At 34.2% G+C, this 21,302-nt stretch carries 21 protein-coding genes; 10 read left to right on the plus strand and 11 right to left on the minus strand.

The features are described 5' to 3' along the window. The first annotated feature begins 1 nt into the window (after position 1). The 4 genes from H2O64_RS13525 to H2O64_RS13540 all read left to right on the plus strand — a co-directional run bounded on the left by H2O64_RS13525 (position 2) and on the right by H2O64_RS13540 (position 4,830). Positions 2–1,627: a pyruvate dehydrogenase complex dihydrolipoamide acetyltransferase gene (locus tag H2O64_RS13525; RefSeq protein ID WP_187562739.1), complete on the plus strand. Its 1,626-nt coding sequence runs from the start codon at positions 2–4 to the stop codon at positions 1,625–1,627. 94 nt (positions 1,628–1,721) lie between these two features. Then, the gene (locus tag H2O64_RS13530) at positions 1,722–2,672 is read left to right on the plus strand and encodes a M28 family metallopeptidase (protein WP_187562740.1); all 951 of its coding nucleotides are present in this window, start codon (positions 1,722–1,724) and stop codon (positions 2,670–2,672) included. Positions 2,673–3,044: 372 nt separating this feature from the next. Next, on the plus strand, positions 3,045–3,725 hold the full coding sequence (locus tag H2O64_RS13535; protein WP_187562741.1) for an SDR family NAD(P)-dependent oxidoreductase: 681 nt from the start codon (positions 3,045–3,047) through the stop codon (positions 3,723–3,725). Between the two features lie 475 nt (positions 3,726–4,200). Then, a complete protein-coding gene (locus H2O64_RS13540; RefSeq protein ID WP_187562742.1) occupies positions 4,201–4,830 on the plus strand; it encodes a YceI family protein in 630 nt (209 codons plus the stop codon). Positions 4,831–4,837: 7 nt separating this feature from the next. On the opposite strand, the gene H2O64_RS13545 is transcribed toward H2O64_RS13540, so the two are convergent. From H2O64_RS13545 to H2O64_RS13560, 4 genes are all read right to left on the minus strand, one after another. Continuing rightward, a complete protein-coding gene (locus H2O64_RS13545; protein ID WP_317173832.1) occupies positions 4,838–5,281 on the minus strand; it encodes an LURP-one-related/scramblase family protein in 444 nt (147 codons plus the stop codon). Between the two features lie 350 nt (positions 5,282–5,631). Next, entirely contained in the window at positions 5,632–6,393 is a 762-nt protein-coding gene (locus H2O64_RS13550; RefSeq protein WP_187562743.1) for a thioredoxin family protein, read from the minus strand. Positions 6,394–6,666: 273 nt separating this feature from the next. After that, complete coding sequence (locus tag H2O64_RS13555; protein WP_187562744.1) at positions 6,667–7,212, minus strand: hypothetical protein; 546 nt, start codon at positions 7,210–7,212, stop codon at positions 6,667–6,669. Further along, positions 7,209–8,123, minus strand: a complete 915-nt coding sequence (locus tag H2O64_RS13560) for a hypothetical protein (RefSeq protein WP_187562745.1) — start codon at positions 8,121–8,123, stop codon at positions 7,209–7,211. Before H2O64_RS13560 ends, H2O64_RS13555 begins: the two co-directional genes overlap by 4 nt. Positions 8,124–8,257: 134 nt before the next feature. Between H2O64_RS13560 and H2O64_RS13565 the strand changes: the two genes are divergently transcribed. After that, a complete protein-coding gene (locus tag H2O64_RS13565; protein ID WP_187562746.1) occupies positions 8,258–9,160 on the plus strand; it encodes a DUF4349 domain-containing protein in 903 nt (300 codons plus the stop codon). A gap of 360 nt (positions 9,161–9,520) precedes the next feature. Beyond that, positions 9,521–10,120, plus strand: a complete 600-nt coding sequence (locus H2O64_RS13570; protein WP_187562747.1) for a SprT-like domain-containing protein — start codon at positions 9,521–9,523, stop codon at positions 10,118–10,120. 21 nt (positions 10,121–10,141) lie between these two features. Here H2O64_RS13570 and H2O64_RS13575 read toward each other — a convergent pair whose 3' ends face one another. Continuing rightward, positions 10,142–10,831 (minus strand): hypothetical protein, encoded by a 690-nt coding sequence (locus H2O64_RS13575; RefSeq protein ID WP_187562748.1) that lies wholly within the window; start codon positions 10,829–10,831, stop codon positions 10,142–10,144. Between the two features lie 346 nt (positions 10,832–11,177). Here H2O64_RS13575 and H2O64_RS13580 point away from each other — a divergent pair, with 346 nt between their 5' ends. Both H2O64_RS13580 and H2O64_RS13585 read left to right on the plus strand, forming a co-directional pair. After that, positions 11,178–12,254 carry a mannose-1-phosphate guanylyltransferase gene (locus H2O64_RS13580; RefSeq protein WP_187562749.1) on the plus strand — a complete coding sequence of 359 codons (1,077 nt, stop codon included), beginning with the start codon at positions 11,178–11,180 and terminating at the stop codon, positions 12,252–12,254. Between the two features lie 2 nt (positions 12,255–12,256). After that, positions 12,257–13,735, plus strand: a complete 1,479-nt coding sequence (locus H2O64_RS13585; protein WP_187562750.1) for a DUF389 domain-containing protein — start codon at positions 12,257–12,259, stop codon at positions 13,733–13,735. Between the two features lie 136 nt (positions 13,736–13,871). Here H2O64_RS13585 and H2O64_RS13590 read toward each other — a convergent pair whose 3' ends face one another. After that, positions 13,872–14,351: a hypothetical protein gene (locus tag H2O64_RS13590; protein ID WP_187562751.1), complete on the minus strand. Its 480-nt coding sequence runs from the start codon at positions 14,349–14,351 to the stop codon at positions 13,872–13,874. Positions 14,352–14,778: 427 nt separating this feature from the next. On the opposite strand from H2O64_RS13590, the gene H2O64_RS13595 reads away from it, so the two are divergent. Further along, positions 14,779–15,630 (plus strand): hypothetical protein, encoded by an 852-nt coding sequence (locus H2O64_RS13595; RefSeq protein ID WP_187562752.1) that lies wholly within the window; start codon positions 14,779–14,781, stop codon positions 15,628–15,630. A 38-nt stretch (positions 15,631–15,668) separates the two neighbouring features. On the opposite strand, the gene H2O64_RS13600 is transcribed toward H2O64_RS13595, so the two are convergent. Together H2O64_RS13600 and H2O64_RS13605 are read right to left on the minus strand one after the other, a co-directional pair. Then, on the minus strand, positions 15,669–16,445 hold the full coding sequence (locus H2O64_RS13600) for an ABC transporter ATP-binding protein (protein WP_187562753.1): 777 nt from the start codon (positions 16,443–16,445) through the stop codon (positions 15,669–15,671). Then, positions 16,445–17,182 (minus strand): MlaE family ABC transporter permease, encoded by a 738-nt coding sequence (locus H2O64_RS13605; protein ID WP_187562754.1) that lies wholly within the window; start codon positions 17,180–17,182, stop codon positions 16,445–16,447. The genes H2O64_RS13600 and H2O64_RS13605 overlap by 1 nt, the downstream gene beginning before the upstream one ends. 148 nt (positions 17,183–17,330) lie before the next feature. On the opposite strand from H2O64_RS13605, the gene pafA reads away from it, so the two are divergent. Beyond that, positions 17,331–19,019, plus strand: a complete 1,689-nt coding sequence (gene pafA, locus H2O64_RS13610; RefSeq protein WP_187562755.1) for an alkaline phosphatase PafA — start codon at positions 17,331–17,333, stop codon at positions 19,017–19,019. A 3-nt stretch (positions 19,020–19,022) separates the two neighbouring features. Here the strand turns inward: pafA and H2O64_RS13615 are convergent, their stop codons facing one another. The 3 genes from H2O64_RS13615 to H2O64_RS13625 form a co-directional block, all read right to left on the minus strand. Further along, positions 19,023–19,766: a LytR/AlgR family response regulator transcription factor gene (locus H2O64_RS13615; protein ID WP_187562756.1), complete on the minus strand. Its 744-nt coding sequence runs from the start codon at positions 19,764–19,766 to the stop codon at positions 19,023–19,025. Between the two features lie 118 nt (positions 19,767–19,884). Next, positions 19,885–20,754: a glycosyltransferase gene (locus H2O64_RS13620; protein WP_187562757.1), complete on the minus strand. Its 870-nt coding sequence runs from the start codon at positions 20,752–20,754 to the stop codon at positions 19,885–19,887. A gap of 3 nt (positions 20,755–20,757) precedes the next feature. Continuing rightward, complete coding sequence (locus tag H2O64_RS13625; protein ID WP_187562758.1) at positions 20,758–21,285, minus strand: methyltransferase domain-containing protein; 528 nt, start codon at positions 21,283–21,285, stop codon at positions 20,758–20,760. Positions 21,286–21,302: the final 17 nt, after the last annotated feature.

The raw sequence follows: 21,302 nt of genomic DNA on the forward strand, positions 1-21,302 counted from the left end.
CATGGCAGAAATTATAAACATGCCGAGACTCAGTGACACCATGGAAGAAGGTGTTGTTGCATCGTGGTTAAAAAAAGTAGGTGATAAAATTGAAGAAGGTGACATTCTCGCAGAGATTGAAACTGATAAAGCAACGATGGAATTTGAATCTTTCCATGAAGGAACCTTACTTTACATTGGTGTACAAGAAGGAGAAACTGCACCTGTGGATACCTTACTAGCCATCATTGGAGACGAAGGAGACGATGTTGATGCATTACTAAAAGGTGCTTCTCAAGAAACGCCAGCAGCTAAAAAAGAAGAAACACCAGCAGCATCAGCGCCAAAAGCAGAAGCAACTGAAAGTGTTGAAATGCCAGCAGGAGCAATCGTAGTAACGATGCCAAGATTGAGCGATACGATGGAAGAAGGAACCGTAGCTTCTTGGTTAAAACAAATTGGAGATACAGTTGAAGAAGGAGACATTCTTGCAGAAATTGAAACCGATAAAGCGACGATGGAGTTTGAATCTTTCCAAGAAGGAACCTTACTTTACATAGGAGTCAAAGAAGGCGAATCTGCACCAGTAGATAGCATTTTAGCAGTTATTGGTGAAAAAGGAACTGATGTTGATACGGTATTAAAAGCATTTGGGTCGGGAAACGAATCAGGAGCAGAGGAAACTCCAGCAGCAACAGTAACAAAAGAAGAAACACCAGCAGCAACGCCAACAGTTTCTGGAAGCGAATCTTCAGGTGGTAGAATCGTAGCTTCACCATTAGCAAAGAAAATTGCAGCTGACAAAGGAATCGATTTATCACAAGTACAAGGAACAGGCGATCACGGACGCATTATAAAACGTGACGTTGAAAACTATACGCCAGCAGCGGCTGCAGCTCCAAAAGCAGTAGCAGCTCCGACAGCAAAAGAAACGCCAGTAGCGACTCCTTTTGTGCCAGCAGGCGAAGAAAGCAGCGAAGAAGTGAAAAACTCGCAAATGCGTAAAACCATTGCACGTCGTTTAGGTGAATCTAAATTTACGGCACCACATTATTACCTTACGGTAGAATTGGACATGGACAATGCAATTGCTTCTAGAAAAACAATCAACGCTATTCCAGATATCAAAGTATCATTCAATGATATGATTGTCAAAGCGTGCGCGATGGCATTACGCAAGCATCCACAAGTAAATACTTCTTGGAATGATGCAACGACAACGTATAAAAAACACATTCATATAGGTGTAGCAGTTGCAGTTGATGACGGATTGTTAGTGCCTGTGTTAAAATTTGCGGACCAAATGAGTCTGACAACCATTGGAAGTCAAGTTAGAGACTTAGCAGGAAAGGCGAGAAGCAAAAAGATTTCGCCAGCAGAAATGGACGGAAGTACATTCACGATTTCGAACTTAGGAATGTTTGGAATCTTAGAATTCACTTCGATCATCAATCAGCCAAACTCATCAATTTTATCTGTTGGAGCTATTGTCCAAAAACCAGTAGTCAAAGACGGAGCAATTGTCGTAGGAAATACAATGAAAGTAACATTAGCGTGCGATCATAGAACTGTGGACGGCGCAACAGGAGCACAATTTTTACAAACTGTAAGACAGTATATAGAGAATCCTGTGACAATGTTAGCATAAACATATAACACTTTAAAAAATCCCACGGAAGTGGGATTTTTTGTATACAGCAATTATTCATCAAATAAATCATCGATCAAAAGACACATCAATCATGAAACACTTAAAAAACATACTCGGAATCTGTCTGATATCTGTACTTGTATTTTCTTGTAAAACAAAAGAAGTTGTAATTCAAGCACAAGAAGTAGATGATATCGTAACCTATTTAGCTTCTGACGAATTAAAAGGAAGAGACACCGGAAGTGAAGGAATTGAAAAAGCTGCAACCTACATTGAAGACTATTTCAAATCAAATGGAGTGAAGCCGTATTTCGATACCTATCGCGATAGCTTTACAGTAAAAGGAAAAAATGCATTCAATGTTATTGGATTCATTGAAGGAACAGACCCGAAACTAAAAAATGAATTTGTGATTATTGGCGCACATTACGATCATATCGGATTTGCAAAACCCGTAGGGAATGATAGTATTGCCAATGGTGCAAACGACAATGCTGCTGGTGTTGGAACGGTGTTGACGATGGCAAAATACTTCTCAAAAACAAAAAGTAACAAACGAAGCATCTTATTCACGTTATTCTCTGCGGAAGAAAAAGGATTACTAGGTTCAAAATATTTAGCAGAAACTTTAAAAGCGAAGAACATTGATTTATATTTAATGTTGAATTATGAAATGGTGGGTGTTCCGTTAGTAGGGAAAGATTACACAGCGTATGTAACCGGATTTGATAAATCGAATCTAGCTGAAAAAATGAACGAATACGCAGGAAAAAAGATTGCGGGATTCTTGCCAAAAGCAGGCGAATACAGATTATTCATGCGATCGGATAACTATGCGTTTTTCAAAGAATTCAATGTGCCTTGTCAATCATTCTCAACCTTCGATTTCACAAACTTTGATCATTATCACAAAGTAGGAGACGAATCTGCTGCAATGGATTTCAATCACATGGCAACCTTTGTAAACACGTTCATTCCAGCAGTTCGAAAAGCAGTCAATGCGGATACGAAAGAAATTAAGTTGAATGCTCCAACGGAGTAATCGTTAAACGAAGATGATTTGAAGATTTTTTAATTTGATAATTTGAAAATGAAATCAATAACTATCATTTGTAATTAATCTAAGTTCGACATAAAAATTATGTGACGGATTCTTTTTCCGAAGTGTAGCAGACATTTTTCGTTAAGAATTTTTGAAGCCTTGGAGAAAATTTAGAAAAATGGTTGCGGTTTTAGCTTTTTCAGCTAAAAACACCTCTGGAAAAAGCGCACTTTCTTTTGTTTCTGTTTTCTTTGTGCGAGCAAAGAAAATGAAAATTAATAATTTGTATTGTCGTTATTATGACTAAAGTTTTTTAATAAAATAATATTAGGTTGACGTTATACTAATAACGGATTTAAAAAAATATAAAGAATGAAAAACATCATCATCACAGGAACCAGTAGAGGAATCGGATTTGAAATGGTGCATTTATTTGCCAATGCAGGACACAATGTCTTAGCACTATCTCGAAATCAAAAACCAGTTTCCAACCTAACTTTTGAAAACATTACCTCACTTGCGTTTGATTTAAGCAAGCCAGAAGACTATGCAAAAGTGACGGATTTCGTAGATGAAAACTGGGAACAAGTAGATGTGGTGATTCATAATGCAGGTGCGTTGCTCAACAGACCATTTGCAGAAACCACGATGGAAGATTTCAAGTGGATTTACGAAGTCAATGTCTTTGGTGTTGCTGAACTCAGCAGAGTGTTGATTCCGTATATGAAATCGGGAAGTCATGTTGTAACGATCAGTTCTATGGGCGGAATTCAAGGAAGTATGAAATTCCCAGGCTTAGCTGCGTACAGCTCTTCTAAAGGTGCTGTAATTACTTTAGTTGAATTATTAGCCGAAGAACATAAAGAAGCAGGAATCGCGTTTAATGTATTGGCTTTAGGTGCGGTACAAACCGAAATGTTAGCAGAAGCTTTTCCAGGCTATCAAGCACCATTAACTGCCTTAGAAATGGCAGAATATATCTTTGACTTTTCACTCAATGGAAACAAGTTTTATAACGGAAAAATATTGCAAGTATCTAGTTCGACGCCATAGTGATTTTATTACGGTAAATCCAAATACTAAATAACCTGAATTCGATATAAATGTTAACAGCGGTTTTCTTCTTTTCCGCAGTATAGCAGGAATTTTTCGTTAAAAATTTTCGAAGCCTTGGAGAAATCGAAGATTCATGAACTCCTATTTAATGAAATAGAAAACTGTGAACTAAAATTTAGAAAAATTCATGCGATTTTAGTTTTTCACAGAAAGAAAAACTAAAAATACCTCTGGAAAAGCGCACTTTCTTTTGTTTCTTTTCTTTGTGCGATGCAAAGAAAAGAAAAATAATAAATTGGAAATCAAATGCTTATTTCTAAATTTTCAATAAATACTTAAGCTTTCATTTTGTAGAAGTTATATAGAACTCCGTTAAATACTATTAGACACGAATTCACACTTTTTTTACATTTCATTGACATATTTAATAGGGAACACGCTATACATTCGTAGAAACATTAAATATAGCGTCATGAAAAAAATCAAAAATAGTGTATTACCACTCATCATATTGGCAATTATCATTGTTGCGAGTGGCTACACCAATAACACTCCAGATCTTCAAGAAAATAAAAGCGTTCAAGTACTAGAAAGCAAACAAAATCAAATGATCAATATGTTTGTAACACATGGACATTGCAGTACACCATTTGCAGGTGTTGTACATAATTTAAAAGTAAATGCTCCTATACGTGAAGACTTGGGCAATCCGCTAGAGAATATGGACATTTCATTTGAAGTAGATCCTACTACATTTAAAGTCTGCAGAGGAGATGACGTAACGGCGAGAATTAAAACACCGGGATTATTTATTGGAGAACATAACGAAAAAATCATCTTCAAATCTACGAATGTATATACGATGGGACTGGATTGGTATCAAGTGAATGGTACGCTATCCATAAAAGGAATCGAAAAAAAGGTAAAACTATTTGTAACAGGTATTAGAGATTCAAAAGACACAATGGCGAGTGCACTTGTTATAGAAGGTCAAATGAATCTACTTGATTGGGGAATTGACTACGATAAAATTGTTCATGGTAGATCGGATAGTGTTCCTACGAAGTGGATGCATTTGAACATGAAGATTGAAATGCTTTAAAGTAGTATTAATCTGAAGCGTTATTTCTATCATCATGCAGCACTTGGTCAATAACAATGCAAGCCATTAAAATTGCAATGTCATTTTCACCATCTTGAATGTCAATACCATAACTATCTGTCCAACTCCAAACTTTTTTACTGATGGAAGCTACTCGTTGATTATTTCTTATAAATACAAATTCATGTTCCCAAAATGAACCTTCAATAGTATAATCATTTGGTCCAGGTACGTCTAGTGTAAACTTCTTGTTGAACCAGCTCCATTCTTTAATTATTTCGGCATAGAGTTCTCCATCAATAAGAATTTGATATTTAGGCATCCATGTTAACAATTTTTGTTTTATGACGGCTACTTCGTTTCTACTTTCATCTTGAAATGATAAATTGTTTCCCCAAGAAAATACTTTTCCTTTTACATAAAAACAATCATTTCCTTGTGCATCCGTAATTGAAAAATCAGTTCCCCATGATCAAAATTTTTCTTTGATTTTATATACCATAATTGTGTGTTAGTTTTTGTTTTAAAGTAATCATAACTATAGTATGAGTGATTAATTCAAAGGAAACGTTACACCAGAAGTAGCGGCGCTTCTAAATTGTGTTACATTATGGTGAAAATAATAGCTTACTAATAAACAAAAAAACGAAAGCCATAAGACTTCCGTTTTCTATAAGTATATAATAAACGCTATGAAAGATTTTTTGAAATAGTTACTATGTAGTCTATATCCTATGATCTAACAGCGCTTGCGCTGAGCTTGTCGAAGCGCAGCGGGCTTTTATCTTTTATCAGACAAAACTACATCTTATCAATAATCTTCTCAATCAATTCTGTTGTAGAAGCATAACTTAGTCCTTCTTCTTTGGCGATATCAACAGCCTTTTTAGCTTTCTTCAAAGCTTTGGTATAGTTTCCTGTTTTGTACAACAAAGCTGCGTGTGTGTCTACATTATAATAGGTTGCTTCCAACTCTACAGAACGTTCCACCACTTTAATAGCTTTCAATAATGAATCAATATCGCTATGTTCTTTATAGGTATGCCATGCTAGTGAATTCAAACGTGTAGAAGAATCCCAGATTTTATCTAAAGTAGCTTGACTAAATTCGTCTGAATCACCATGTTTGGCAGTAGCATCGTAAAAACTTTCATCCGAAGCTGTTTCCGTAGAAACCGTAGTTCCTGAATCGCCGCCCATGTGTTTTTCAATCAAACTTTGCATTTTAGACTTGCTCATAGCACCTTCAATCTGTTCTAAATTTGCACTATTATAAATAAACAAATACGTTGGCATCGCGTTCACGCCTAAAGCATCATCTACTTTGTTTTTATCTACATCAATTTTATAAAAATCAACACGATCTTTATATTTTTTCTCCAACTCCGCTATAATCGGGTCCATACGTTTACAAGGTCCGCACCAAGTTGCATAAAAATCTAGGACAATCAATCGGTCGTTATCTACGAGTAACTTTGACTCAGCGTTGGCATCTGTTAACTCGGTTTGCGCAGTGGAGGGAATAGCAATACAAAGTAGTAGAATTAGCAATACATTTTTCATAATAGTAATTTTAAATAGAAGTTAAATTTATACAAAAAAAACGATGTCATAAAACAATCAGTAATCTTTTTGATGTAAGACACCTATTTATAGGTGAATAGCTTTTTAACTCAAAATCAAAAAGGATGCCAGTTTTAGCGCTTCACTTTTTCTTGTTTAATTCAGGCTCAATATAAAATTACCCGCAACGGATTCTTTTTCCGCAGTATAGCAGTCATTTTCCGTTAAGAATTTTTGAAGCTTTGGAAAAAGCTAACAAGTCTAGCAGCCCAACTAATCCAACTTCTCAAACAAAAACGACGTATTCATTTTTAACGAATTATCAATCACAATCATGGTGCGTTTCATAACGACCAAAGCGCTGTCTTTTTGTGTATGTTTTGAATTAATTAATGAAGTGTATAAAACTTTCTGTTTGTAGATGCTGTCGTTCTCTTTTTTTAAATTTCCAGCGAAAACAATGTCTTTTATTTCAATAGTTTGAATAGAATCTGGAAGTGAAAAATTGAACTTTGTAGAATTTGCCAATTGTTCTTTAATCACTTCTTGAAACTCCGGATGTTTTACGGCTAACACTTTTGCTTCGTAATTTGCTTGCAATTTTTCTTCAATCTCGGAGTTGATAGCATTTAAAGAGAAATCAATTTCGATAGCATTCTTGTTTTTTTCATCAAGATCATCTCGTAAGTCGCTTTTGTCCACTTTGAATTCTTCACTTTCAACAGCTTCATCTTTCGTCATCATTTGATCTGCTTTCGTATTATTCGCACACGAAAAACACAACAAGAAACATAGTATATATATAATCTTCAGCTTCATTGAATCATAAATTTAAGTTTCACAATCTTGTCATTCGTATAGACTTTATCTAAAATGCGCATCTTTTTCAAGCTACTTGTCGGAATCGTTAATAGATTGATGAATTCCTTTTTTGAGTACATTTCAATACCTACATTACTTTTAAATGCTCTATATATTTGTGCGTTATCCGCGATGAGTTCCTGCAATTGTTCACGGCGTTTTTTCCAATCTTCTTTATTTCCGTTTGCATAATACAATAACATCAACGCATAATCATCGGTTTGCAATTGAACAGTTTTATGATGATTAGAATTGACATGTCGCACAATTGTATCTGTTTTATGATACGGCGATTTCACTACAAATTTTAATTCGCTTTCAGGAGTTGTATACGAGAAACATCCCAAACTATCCGTTTTAAAATACAATGGCGATTCTTGCGTACGCAACACAATAATATCCAACGGAATATTTGTGATCGATGCACGTTGATCCGCATCTATAAAACAAAATGAAAAGGTGTTTTCTTTCGGGTATAAACTATAAAGAGCAAGCGCAGCAATTGGCAACAATAATAAAAACCAAATCAATTTTCGTGATGATTTTTTCGAATTCTTTTGTGTCTCTTCAAGTTGTGTTTCTTCTGTTTGATGTTGCACAAAATCATTCCAGTTTTCGTAGCCAACATACATGCTGAGTAAATTCAACATGTCTACACGTGGCAACTTTTCGGCATCATTCTTAATATATGTATAAAACCATTTTTCGCTAATACTTCCTTTTGTTTTGCTGCGTAAATCTTCTTGAAAATCGGTAATTGTGTTTCCTTTCCAATCGCGAATAGCATCAGAAGCCGCATGCGAAGTCAAAAATGTCTTAGCAATTTGCTCTTTTAAGAGTGAAAAATAATATGTTTTTTCGGTGTTCAAGGAATAAGTATCAGTCAGATAATCAGTGAATTGTATTTTGTAAATTAATTTACAAAGCCGTTACAAGCTGTTTACAAAGCTTCACGGTGAAACTCTAATAGGTTTGTGCTTGTAATCCTTAAAAATATAAAATTATGAATGCAATCACACTAAAACGAATCGTAAAATCGTATGTACTGGTATTTCTTTTCTTAATTGCTGCTTCTTGTAACACAAGTTCAGAGTATAAAAATGATGCAATTACACTGGAAAGCGTTGATCTTCGAGACGATTTTAAAAGCGTAGATACTAAAGATGATCTAGACAATAAAACAGCTGATAAGAGCAACGGTTTAACAACGACACAAAGTAATCAATTGCTAGCATCGAACATTCCGACCGATTTAAAAATCATTAAAACAGCAAGCACGCGGTATAAGGTGAAAAATATTGAACAAGCCTTATCGGACATCAAACAAGTAATGTATGTAAATGGCGGTTACATTTCGGAGTTGCGATATGATAAAAACTATCAAGAAAAGCAAAATAGATTCACAATTAAGATTCCAAAAGAAAACTTTGACGGCATGCTTGATGGCATTCAGAAGTTTGCGGAAGAAACGGATTATGTAAATATTTCTACCACAGATGTTACTGAAAAGTATTTGGACGTTCAAACGCGTTTGAAAACAAAATTAGAAGTCAAAGAACGTTTGGAAGTGGTATTGCGTAAAAATGCAAAAACGGTCAAAGATATTTTGGCGACAGAAGCGCAATTAAGAGTCATTCAAGAAGAAATTGAAGCAGCGCAAGGCAAAATAAAATATATGAGTAGTAGAGTTGCGTATAGTACAATTCAAGTAGAAATCTATGAAACTATTACGTATAAAGAAAAACCAGTTTCGTACGAAAAAGGATTTGGAGCCAAAGCAAAAGAAGGTTTGTTAGCAGGTTGGTACTTTATACAGAGTTTGGCAATTGGAATCTTATATGTTTGGCCAATCATTTTAGTTTTAATTATTGGAATTATTCTTTTCAGAAGATGGAGAAAGGCGTAGTATTTCTTTAAAGAACCAAGAATATAGAATATAGATTCAAGATTTTCAGAACCGTCAGTTCGAGTGGTTTTTAGAAGTGAAACGGATAAAAATTGTATCGAGAACAGCTTTGTATTAGAAAATATCAAAGTAGTTCTCGATACTTCGCTTTGCTCAACTTGAACTGACGATTCAGAAAAAGAGTTAATATTTTTTAATCATTTCTTCTCATTATCATAAGAAACAGATTTTCATAAGTTGTTCACTTCAATAAACTCAGTGAACAACTTTCGCAATGACAAATAAATAGGAAACGTTTAATTTTGAATCTTTTAGGCTTTCAATTTCTCTAAACCAAACAAATCCTTACTTTTGTTGAACGTGAAAGATATCTTAACCAAATACATTCCCGAACGCGCTGTTGACGCCACTTTTGAATTGATTAGAAGCAACCAAGTGCATCTAAAGATTGTGAATCAGCGTGTTACACGTCATGGCGATTACCGCAGAATGCCTGATGGAAGACATATTATTACGGTGAATGCAGGTGATAATAAGTATCGCTTCTTTGTGACACTTATTCACGAAATTGCACATTTAGTTGCCTTTGAGAAATTTGGACGCGAGATAAAACCACACGGAATTGAGTGGAAACGTACTTTTCAACGACTCATGTTGCCCTTCATTAACCCGCAAATATTTCCAACACGTCTATTACCAATTGTTGCGAATCATTTTAAAAACCCGAAAGCAAGTAGCGATACGGATGCGAAATTCGCGTTAGCATTAAAACATTACGATCCTGAAAACGATAAACATTACGTATTTGAAATTCCGTTAGGAAGTACCTTTCGATTGCATAATGGGAAAATATTTAAGCGTGGAAATAAGCGTGTAAAACGATTTGAATGTGTTGAAGCGGCTACAGGACGCATCTATTTATTCAATCCAAATGCAGAAGTTGAGTTGTTAAGAAGTTAGTGTGTTGTTGTAAAGTAGTATTTATTCAAACAACAATTCATCCAATTCACTTTTTTGTCCATTGTACATTTCAAAAAAGTCAGTTGGTTTCCTAGCAATCAATTTTACGATTTCTTCATGGTCATGAATCAAACGATATACGTTGCCTTTTTTATCTACTGCAATATAATTTCCGTCTTCCATATCTAAAATTGTATAGAATAATATATCATTCAATTCAATTTCAAAAGAATATTCTAGTTCTAAAAGATTGCGTTGCTCTTGCGTCAATGACTTTAGAATTCTCTCAACTATTTCTTGGTCAGGATTTTCCATTGGCAAATGCTCTAACTCAATTTCTCCTTTTCGAATTTGAGTTAAATCATATATTTTATGAAAATACTCAGGATTTTCAACTTCAATTTTAGTCAAACCATCTGATTGATAGTATAGTTTAACAGGTTGATAGCGTTGCTCTTTTTTGTGAAAAACAGAAATTCCAGTCAGATTAAAACAAGTTTTGTGATTTCTATTGATGATTTTATAATCTTCTGGATTGTATTTAGTTTGAATATAAATTCCTTTAGGTTTATACATAAAACTAATTCCGGCTATTTCAGAAAGGTCTATGACAGTTTTCAGTTGCGGCATTTCAGTTGCTAACAATTCAGCAATATTTCGTTCGAATTGCTGAAGATGTTTCTTTTTTAATTTTCGATTAAAAATGCTCATGTTGCTTTAAAAAAATATAGTTATTGTTAAAACTAGAATAATCTTCCCTAAAATCAAAATTTAGCTCCATTATGAATAATTAAAGTTATGATGCCGTTAATAATACCGACTTTTTTTACTTTTTTCAGCAATCTGTATTATATTGCTTCTTTAACAAGAACTCAGCTTTACTTTTTGTTTTTAACCGAAAATACGTTGAAATTTGTTCAGAGGAGACTATTTTTGAAAGGTATAGCATCGTTATGGATAAAAAAATAGACGAAATATGGGCGAATTTCTACCATTTTTTAGGAAATAGAAAAAGTTAAGAAGAGTTCAATAAACCTACTGACGAATAATGACGATAATGAACAAGAATTATTATGCAATTCTAATGGCTGGTGGTGTAGGCTCACGTTTTTGGCCCGTAAGTACTTCTAGTTTCCCAAAGCAGTTTCACGATATGTTAGGAACTGGAGAAACCTTACTTCAAAAAACATTTAGTAGGTTGAGTAAATTAATTCCAAAGGAAAATATTTACATTCTTACCAATGAAAAATACAATGATTTAGTATTGGAACAATTGCCAGATGCAACACAAAAACAAGTGCTGCTCGAACCTGCGATGCGAAATACGGCACCTTGTATTTTATATGCTTCGTTAAAAATTCAGAAGGAAAATCCGGATGCCGTGATGGTGGTTGCGCCAAGTGATCACTGGATTGAAGATGAAAATGCATTTATTGATAATTTACAGATGTCTTTTGATAAATGTGAACAAGAAAGTGTATTGATGACCTTAGGAATTAAACCCACATTTGCCAACACAGGCTATGGATATATCAACTTTCAAGCAAATGAAAACGCAATTAAGAAAGTAAATAAGTTCACTGAAAAACCTGATTATGAAACGGCTAAAACGTTTTTGGCGAGTGGAGAATATCTTTGGAATGCGGGAATTTTTATTTGGAGTGTGGAAACGATTATTACAGCATTTCAAAACTTTCAACCTAAATTATACGAGCTGTTTGATGAAGGGTTAACCGTTTACAATACAGATTTTGAAGACGATTTTATTCGTGATAATTACGAACGCGCCGAAAACATCTCCATTGATTACGCCATCATGGAACACGCAAAACACGTATATGTATTGCCAGCAACTTTTGATTGGAACGATTTAGGAACGTGGGGAAGTTTATACGATAAACTCGATAAAGAAGAAAACGGAAATGCGGTTGTAAATGCACAGACCGTGTTGCAAGATGCAAGTGGAAACATGATTCGAACGTCAGACAAAAAAGTCGTGGTGATTGATGGATTAAATGATTATATTGTCGTAGATAAAGAAGATGTGTTGCTTATTTATCCGAAAGCGAAAGAGCAAGACATTAAAAAAGTATTACAAAAAGTCAAAGATAAATTTGGCGAAAATTACGGATAAGCATGAGTACAGAAGGAGAAAATAAGTTCAACTTTTCGGAAGAGGAAGAACCAAAAGTTACAGCAGAAACTGCACCACCAACAGACGCAAAAGGATTGTGGCAAGGATTGAAAACATTCTTAAATGAATTGTTAGACATTCAGCAAGATACAGACAAAGATCAAACAATTGCTGCCATAAAAGCTGATATTCCATTTAAAGGAGCAACCGCTTGGATTTTAATATTTGCGGTATTTGTGGCTTCTATTGGATTGAATGTAAGTTCTACGGCAGTCGTAATTGGTGCCATGTTAATTTCGCCACTAATGGGACCTATTTTGGGAATTGGAATGTCACTTGCAATCAATGATATTGATACCTTGCGAAGTTCGTTTACCAATTTATTGGTCATGGTTGTTTTGAGTATTCTTACGGCATACTTATATTTCTTATTATCTCCATTAACCGAATTAACACCAGAATTAGAATCTAGAACATCTCCTAATATATTGGATGTGTTTGTCGCCATATTTGGTGGTTTGGCATTGATTGTAGCTAGAACAAAGAAAGGAACAATTGCTTCCGTAATTTTTGGTGTTGCGATTGCTACGGCATTAATGCCGCCTTTGTGTACAGCAGGATACGGATTGGCAGTAGGGAATTTTCAATTCTTCTTTGGCGCGATGTACCTTTTCGCAATTAACACAACATTCATTGCATTAGCCACATTTTTAGTATTGAAGGTTTTACGTTTTCCGATGCTGAAATATGCAAACTCTGCGAAGCGTAAACGTATTTCACGAATGGCTTCATTAGTTGCGTTTGCCGTAATGATTCCAGCGGTTTGGACATTTTGGAATGTACTTCAAATTAGTAATGCAGAAAGGGACTATAATTTATTCGTAGAAAAAATAGAAAGAAATCCAGAAGTTTGGTTGCAAAAAAGAAAAGAAGATTTAGATATTACGAATAAAAAAGTATTTCTTCATTTCAATGGAGAAGTTCCGTCTGTATTAGAAGCTGAGTACAGAAATGACCTCAAGAACTATGAAAATATCAAAGATTTTGAGTTGAAAGTTTTTGGTAATAAAAATAGAAGTGTTGACAAAATTTCAGATGCTTTAGATAGAGCATATAAAGATTTAGATCAAAAAGAATTAATCGTTCAAGGGCTCGAAGCGCAAATCACGGAATTGAAACAAGAGGTCTCTAATTTGAACAGGCAAATAGAATCGAAAGCTTCGTTAGAAAATGAAAACTATGTTGCGTTTAGTCAAGTTGCTAAAGATGCAAAAATTAGATATGTAGATTTACGTCAGTTTGGATTTGCGAAAATGTTAAACTCAAATGATTTTATAAAAATTGATACCATTCCGGTGGCTGCTGTGAAGTGGAATTCACAATTATCAGATAGTATACAAACCATTCGCGAACGTGAATTAAATACGTGGTTGCGTAAAGAACTGAGTCTTGATACTTTGATTATTGAACGCATCAATTAATATTAATACGTGTACAAAGTATTGATGGAAGAAGAGGGAAAGTTTTTTTACAAAAACAAAAAAGCATTATTTTAGGCTTGATTGTTTTCAACCTCATTGTCTACAATGTATTTGTAAAGAATAGCAGTAAGCGATATTAATTTAAATTCTGAAAAATCCAGCTTGTTGGGTTTGGCCAACAATTATAAGAAGAATTATTTACGATTCGCATTCGCCAATAAAAAGATGTTCGTCCACTTAAATATTGACTGTTCACAAAAATATATTGATTACTGGTTGTAATAGGAGTAGAAATGGTTTGTCCATAAGGAGACGGAACAATATCAATATACACTGTAGCATTTCCTGGGTTATTCAAAAAGGAAGTGTCAGGTGATAATGTTACCGAAGAATTATACTTCACTGTTTGTACATTTAAAGTATACGTAACACAGCCATAAAACGTTACAGGAACATTATTTACGATGGCTCCTGGAGGAATGTAAAATGATTTTTCAGTTGTTGCATCTGTTTCAATAGTTTCGACTTTATCTTCTTCAAAGAATGCTCCATCATCGGAAGAGCAAGAGATAAAAAGTGAAACGCTGAGTAATAAAATAAAAGGCATCTTTTTCATAATCATAGGTTTAAATATTAATAATCTTAAAGGTAGGTTGAATGGTGGTCTTTTAGTTATGGGAAAACCATAGGAATTATAAAGCAATAAAGTAATTAACTGACGAAGCTCGTCTTGATACGTCAATCATCGAACGAATTCAAGAGAAATAGAAAAAAGGCATATATAATCAAGCGAACTTCGGTTCGCTTTTTTGTTTACGATACTATATCTGTAACGTTTGAAGATTATTGCTTACTGATATAGTATATAATTATAAAAATACTTTACTATGTTCAAAACCATCTTCTCATATTTTTTATTCTTTATTTTACTGATCTCGTGTAATTCTAGTTCAACTATTGACGGTTTTTGGATACAGAGTTATATAGAATACCCGGAAAGTAAGGTTGTACCATTTGACATAAATAATGAATACAAGAGTTTCTTGAATATAAAAGGAGATTCTATTCATATTAAAAATTTTAAAGGAATAGAAAAAGAATTTAAAATGGTTGACACAACAGTTTATTTCAAGCTAAAAAACAATAAATTTGTTTTTGGTGGCGATGAAATTTATGATTGGAAAGTAAAGGTTTCTAAAGATAGTATGGTTGTAATATTTGATACGAATGAAAAGATGCAAGTAATTTTTAGAAAATTACCTAAACGTTCTAAAAAGATAGATTGGAATCCAAAAGGGAAGCGTTACATCATGGAGGGAGATGGAGAAAAATTACATCAAGATTATACCAACGATTCTATTATGTATTCACATTATGTAAACGAAATTGATGTCTATGCAAATAAGTGGCAAATAGAGAACGTAGATAATTATAGTTTTCTACTTCATAAGTTTTCAGCGGGTAATGCACCTTTATTGATTGATTCAGTTTCAGGAACTAACGTATATCTAACTAATTATTCGATTAAAAAAAACAATATAGTTTTAGAAGAACAAAAAAATGTGACAACGAAGCCTTCTAAATTGTTTGGAGAGTGGAAATTGGTTTCTAAAAAAGAAATCATTGAAGTGGATGGTGAATTACAGTATGAGCTATATTCAATGAATAACTTACATAAACTAAGCATAGAAGAAGATTCGATAAAAATGTATAATAGAATTTGGAAATCTAGAAGTAGTTGGAAGTATTATGAAGATGAAAAAATAATTTTACTAGAAATGGACAAACAAAAATTGATAAAAATAGTACAACTAACTAAGAACGAGTTAGTTTTAGAAATGAACTTAGGAGAAAATATGGGGAGAGAAAAACAATTCGTTTTTAAGCGTGAATAAAGTATCAGAAAAACTAAGTAAGATTGTTTTTAAAAATCTTAAGATTCTTCTTCCAATTCTTTTAAATACACTTCTCTTACCTTTTTGAATAAATCAGAAGAATACACAAAATCAGTTACCGCTTTGTTATCGGTTTTGAAGATTTCTTTGTTCGTGCCTTCCCAAGCTTTGACACCATTTTTTAAGAAGACAATCTTCTCGCCAATTTCCATCACAGAATTCATATCGTGTGTGTTCACAACGGTTGTAATATTGTATTCGTCTGTAATTTCTTGAATCAAATTATCAATAACGATCGCCGTTTTTGGATCGAGTCCAGAATTGGGTTCATCACAAAATAAATATTTCGGATTCATGACAATGGCTCTAGCAATCGCAACACGTTTTTGCATTCCTCCAGAAGTTTCCGCAGGGAATTTATGATGCGCATCAATTAAGTCTACACGCTTCAATACAAAATCGACACGATCTTGCATTTCACTCAAAGGTTGATTGGCAAACATGCGCAACGGAAACATTACATTCTCCGAAACCGTCATGGAATCAAACAAAGCACTTCCTTGGAAAACCATTCCGATTTCAGTACGCAGTTCTCTCTTTTCTTTGGTGGAAAGTGAATTGTAATCTCTTCCATCAAATATAATGGCGCCTTCTTCTGGTGTAAATAAACCTAGCAACGATTTTAAAAACACAGTTTTCCCTGAACCACTTTGACCAATAATCAAGTTGGTTTTTCCTTTCTCGAAAGTTGTTGAAATTCCTTTTAAAATTTCAACGCCATCAAAAGATTTCTTTATGTTTTTTACTTCGATCATTAGGTCAGTAATAATTGCGTGATGAGGTAATTTATCAAAATAATAACAACACTCGTCCAAACGAATGAAGTGGTACTTGCTTTTCCAACTTCCAATGCGCCACCTTTCATATAATATCCATAAAAAGAAGGAATCGTTGCCAATACAAACGAAAATAAGAATGTTTTAATAAAAGCATAGGTCACATGGAATGGAATAAATTCGATCTGTAATCCTTGAATAAAATCGGCACTTGTGGAAAAACCTCCATAAATAGACGCTAACCAACCGCCCAAAATTCCTAAAAACATAGCAATTGTAATTACAAAAGGGTATAAAGATAACGCTACAATTTTTGGAAAAACTAAATAGTTGAGTGAGTTTACACCCATAACTTCCAACGCGTCAATTTGCTCTGTAACTCGCATTGTTCCGATGCTTGAGGTAATAAACGAACCTACTTTTCCTGCCATAATAATAGAAATAAACGTAGGCGCAAATTCTAAAATTACAGATTGTCGTGTCGCAAAGCCAACTAAGTACTTTGGAATTAAAGGATTATTGATGTTCAGGGCAGTTTGTATCGCAACAACACCACCAACAAAAAAGGAAATGAAACATACAATTCCCATCGAACCAATGATTAAATCATCAATCTCTTTAAAAATAAGATTTCTTAGCATTGACCATTTTGTCATTTTGCTAAATACGCTTTTCAACATCAAAAAATAGCGTCCTATATTTTCTAGGTAAATCATGGGCTAAAAATACATTATTCGGGGAAGCTAATAAAATAATTCATGTATTTAATGTTTAGTTAAATGCTATTTGATTAAAAACGATTATTTTTGATCCGATTTTAAGATCAAGTATGATCTATTCTCATAAAAATAAGAAAGCCTCGTCATGAAAAAAGTTATCTTTTTTAGCTTCCTGTCTTTGCTCTTTATACAATGTATATCTGTAAAACAGAAAGTAAAACCAACGCCAAAAACGGTCAGTACAACTAGTACAACTTCAAAAACAATTACGAAACCAAAATTAGTTATTGGTATTGTAGTTGATCAAATGCGATATGATTACTTAACGCAGTTTGAAGATAAGTATAGTGAAGGCGGATTTAAGCGAATGATGGATGAAGGATTCAACTGTAAAAACAATCACTACAATTATATTCCAACCTATACAGGTCCTGGACATGCATCTGTATATACAGGAACCACGCCAGACAATCATGGAATTATAGCAAATGATTGGTATGATAAAAACATCAAAGATGATGTATACTGTGTTTCCGATGCAAACTACGCTTCTGTTGGAGTAGAAGGAAAGTGGGAAGGCAAAATGTCGCCATACCGAATGCAAACGACGACAGTAACGGATCAATTGCGTTTGGCAACACAACAACGCGGAAAAGTAATTGGAATTGCAATTAAAGACAGAGGCGCAATTTTACCAGCAGGTCATGCAGCAAATGGTGCGTATTGGTTTTATGGAAAGGATAAAGGAAACTGGATTACAAGTACGTATTATCGAAACACTTTACCAACTTGGGTACAAGAATTTAATGCTGCAGATGAAGCTGAAAAATACTTGAAACCTTGGAACACATTATATGACATTAACACGTATACAGAAAGTGGTTCTGATGCAAGTGCTTTTGAAGGAACTTTTAAAGGAAAAACAAATGCAGTTTTCCCGTATGATTTAGCAGCATTGAAAGACGAAAATGGCGGATTTGATATATTAAAAGCAACAGCGTATGGAAACAATTTAACAACTGATTTCGCTATTGCAGCCATTAATGGAGAACAATTAGGACAAGATAATGATACAGATTTCTTAGCAGTAAGTTATTCGAGTACGGATTATGTTGGTCATAGATTTGGAGTAAATTCTAAAGAAATTGAAGATACTTACATTCGTTTAGATAAAGATATAGAGCGTTTGTTTGCTGTGTTAGATCAACAAGTTGGAAAAGGAAACTATACAATTTTCTTAACGGCAGATCATGCAGCAGTGCATGTACCATCATACTTGCAAAGCATGAAGATTCCTGCGGGTTATTTTGACAACAGTGCGTTGAAAACACATTTAGTTGATTTCTTAAATACAACCTACGGAAGCGAAGAATTGATTGAGAATATTTCTAGTGGACAAATCTTTTTGAACCATGCAGAAGTAAAACGATTGAATCTTTCCGCAACAGCAATAGAAAACGCTTTGCAGCGTGAATTATTAGCATACGATCAAATTACAAAAGTATATACGCGTACTGCTTTAATGAATAGCGAATTTACTTCTGGAATTGCTGCTGCTTTGCAAAAAGGGTTCAGTCAAAAACGTTCGGGAGATGTTTGTTTTGTATTAGACATAGCTACGATTTCTTACTCTCGAACAGGTTCAACACATGGTTCAGGATTTAACTATGATACACACGTTCCGTTATTGTTCTATGGAAATGGAATTCAGCAAGGAGCAACTTTTGAACGAACGGTAATTTCAGACATTGCACCAACAATTTCGGCATTATTACAAATTTCGTTTCCTAATGGTGCTACAGGGAACCCAATACAAAGTGTTTTAAAAAAATAGACTTTATTTTTCCATGTAATCGGTTAGAAAATCAACTACTTTTTTGCGATTTCGTATGGAAATTATGATTTCATTACCGTCAGACATCACCAATAGACCGTCTCTCGTAAACTCTTTGACATGCGTCAAATTCACCAAAAACGAACGATGGACTCTGTAAAAGTCAGTACTATCAATGATATCTTCAATCTTTTTTAAATGTTTTGAGCTAAGCAAGCTTTTCCCTTTCGTGTTGTAAATATGGGTGTAATTTCCACCAGCTTCACAATAAATAATATCTGAGAACTTCAACGAAATATATTCGTTTCTCTCAAAAATAGTAATCGTATGATTTTTAGATTCGAGCTGATTTTTAAACGCTTGATATTTTCGCATGTCAAAAGCAGAACGCTTCAGTTCGTACATGTTCAATACTTTTTTGATTTCGTCTTCTTGTACAGGTTTGTTGAGGTAATAAAACGCAAAATAATCCATAGCGCGTTCCTTGTAATCTAGAAAACCTGTGGTAAAAATCACTTCAAAAGGCATGCTGCTTTCCAAACGATCCAACACATCAAAACCACTTCCGTCATTCAATTGAATATCTAAAAAGACAATATCTGGATCTTTTGAGGTAATCAGCGCCACAGCAGCGTCTACATCTGATGCCCAACCGCAAATAGTAATGTTTGGATGATTTTTCTTTAAAATAGATAGTAAATATTCCATAGAAGATTTTTCATCTTCAATGATAATTGCATTAATCATGAATGTACTTTTTTCTTGATAGGGTTTTTTTGAAGGGTACTATTGACAGCAAAATACGGTTAATTTATGAAAGATTGTAATTTTTTAGATAAATAGGAGACAATACCCGCTAATTTTCTTACGATCTAAATAAGAAGAATTGTTTAATTTTATTAAGCATTTGCGATCTTCTATAGGATCTAATAAAACGTTCTTGTTTCGAAGTCACCATTTTGGGTGTTTGTGCTTTTTTTGCAGCAAAGAAACCTTTCATATAGCCCGAAAATACAGCGATGCTTTTCTTTTTGAGTGCAATTTTAACGGAAGAAATCAACGAAATCCAAAACCCGTATCCCAATTTATAAAAAACGGCTCCATGATTGCGATGTACTTTTTGTTTGTAAGCGTTTCCAGTAGGTTTTAAATGCTTTACCTCTAATGTTTCATCTACAAATACCTTCCAGTTGTGAAAACGCGCTAACAGCACATCTGCGGTATCCCAACCGAGTGATTTTTGCAATCCGCCAATCTGTTCAAAACATTCTTTCCGATAGGCTTTAAAAGGACCGCGAACATGATTTTTATCGGCAATAGTTTCATAAACCCATTGTCCGTTTTTTTCAATGTATGCCAAACCACCAGCAATACCAATCGTTGCATCATTTTTAAAATGATCGCAAATGGTTTCAAAGTAGTTTTTGGGTAAAATAATATCTGCGTCCAACTTTACAATGATATCAAAATGAGCATCCAAAGTTTCAAAACCTTTGTAAAATGCATTGATGACTTTGCTTCCAGGCAAATGTTCGTCTGATGAATTGCTGTTTACTTTTGTGATAAAATCATACTGATTTGCAAAATTGTCAATGATGGTTTCTGTTCCATCCGAAGAATTATCATTCACGACAACTACCTTTTTTGGAAGTAGGGTTTGTTCCACAATAGAAGTGAGCGTCAATTGAATAAACGCCGCTTCATTATGCGCAGGAATGACAATGTAGTAGTTCATATACTATGCTTTGCGTTCCGCGTATACAGCGTAATAACGTGGAATTAAATGACGTAATAATGGACGTTGCGTAATGGGCAAAAGTGATGGATTTGTCCATTTTTTTGTTTTCTTAATTTCCCAACCCGATTTTTCCAACAACCAATCAAGCTGCCAATCTTCAAACTCATGATAATTTCTGTCTGTCGGATCTGTTTTACTGCGATACGCTTTAGCAAACCACAAACGCAACGGAACGGTGACCACTAATTTTTTAGCTTTAATTTCTTTTAAGACATTAAAAGGTGCGAGCAAATGTTCAAAAATTTCAAAAGCAGTTACGACTTCTGCATCGCTTTCTTGTACCGAAGAAAAATCTTCGTCCAAATCTTCTCCTTTAGTATTTTCAACGATATATCCTTCTGTCTCCATAATTTCAGAAAAAGGATTTGAAACACCTAAATCTAAAATTTTGGCACCTTTAGGAACCACTTCTTGTAAAAAATCGAGTGTGTGTTTATAACGTTTATGCGGGTAAAATTTACTGTGCATCTATTGAAAATCAAAGT

The sequence above is a fragment of the Kordia aestuariivivens genome, assembly GCF_014397005.1.
GTDB lineage: Bacteria > Bacteroidota > Bacteroidia > Flavobacteriales > Flavobacteriaceae > Kordia > Kordia aestuariivivens.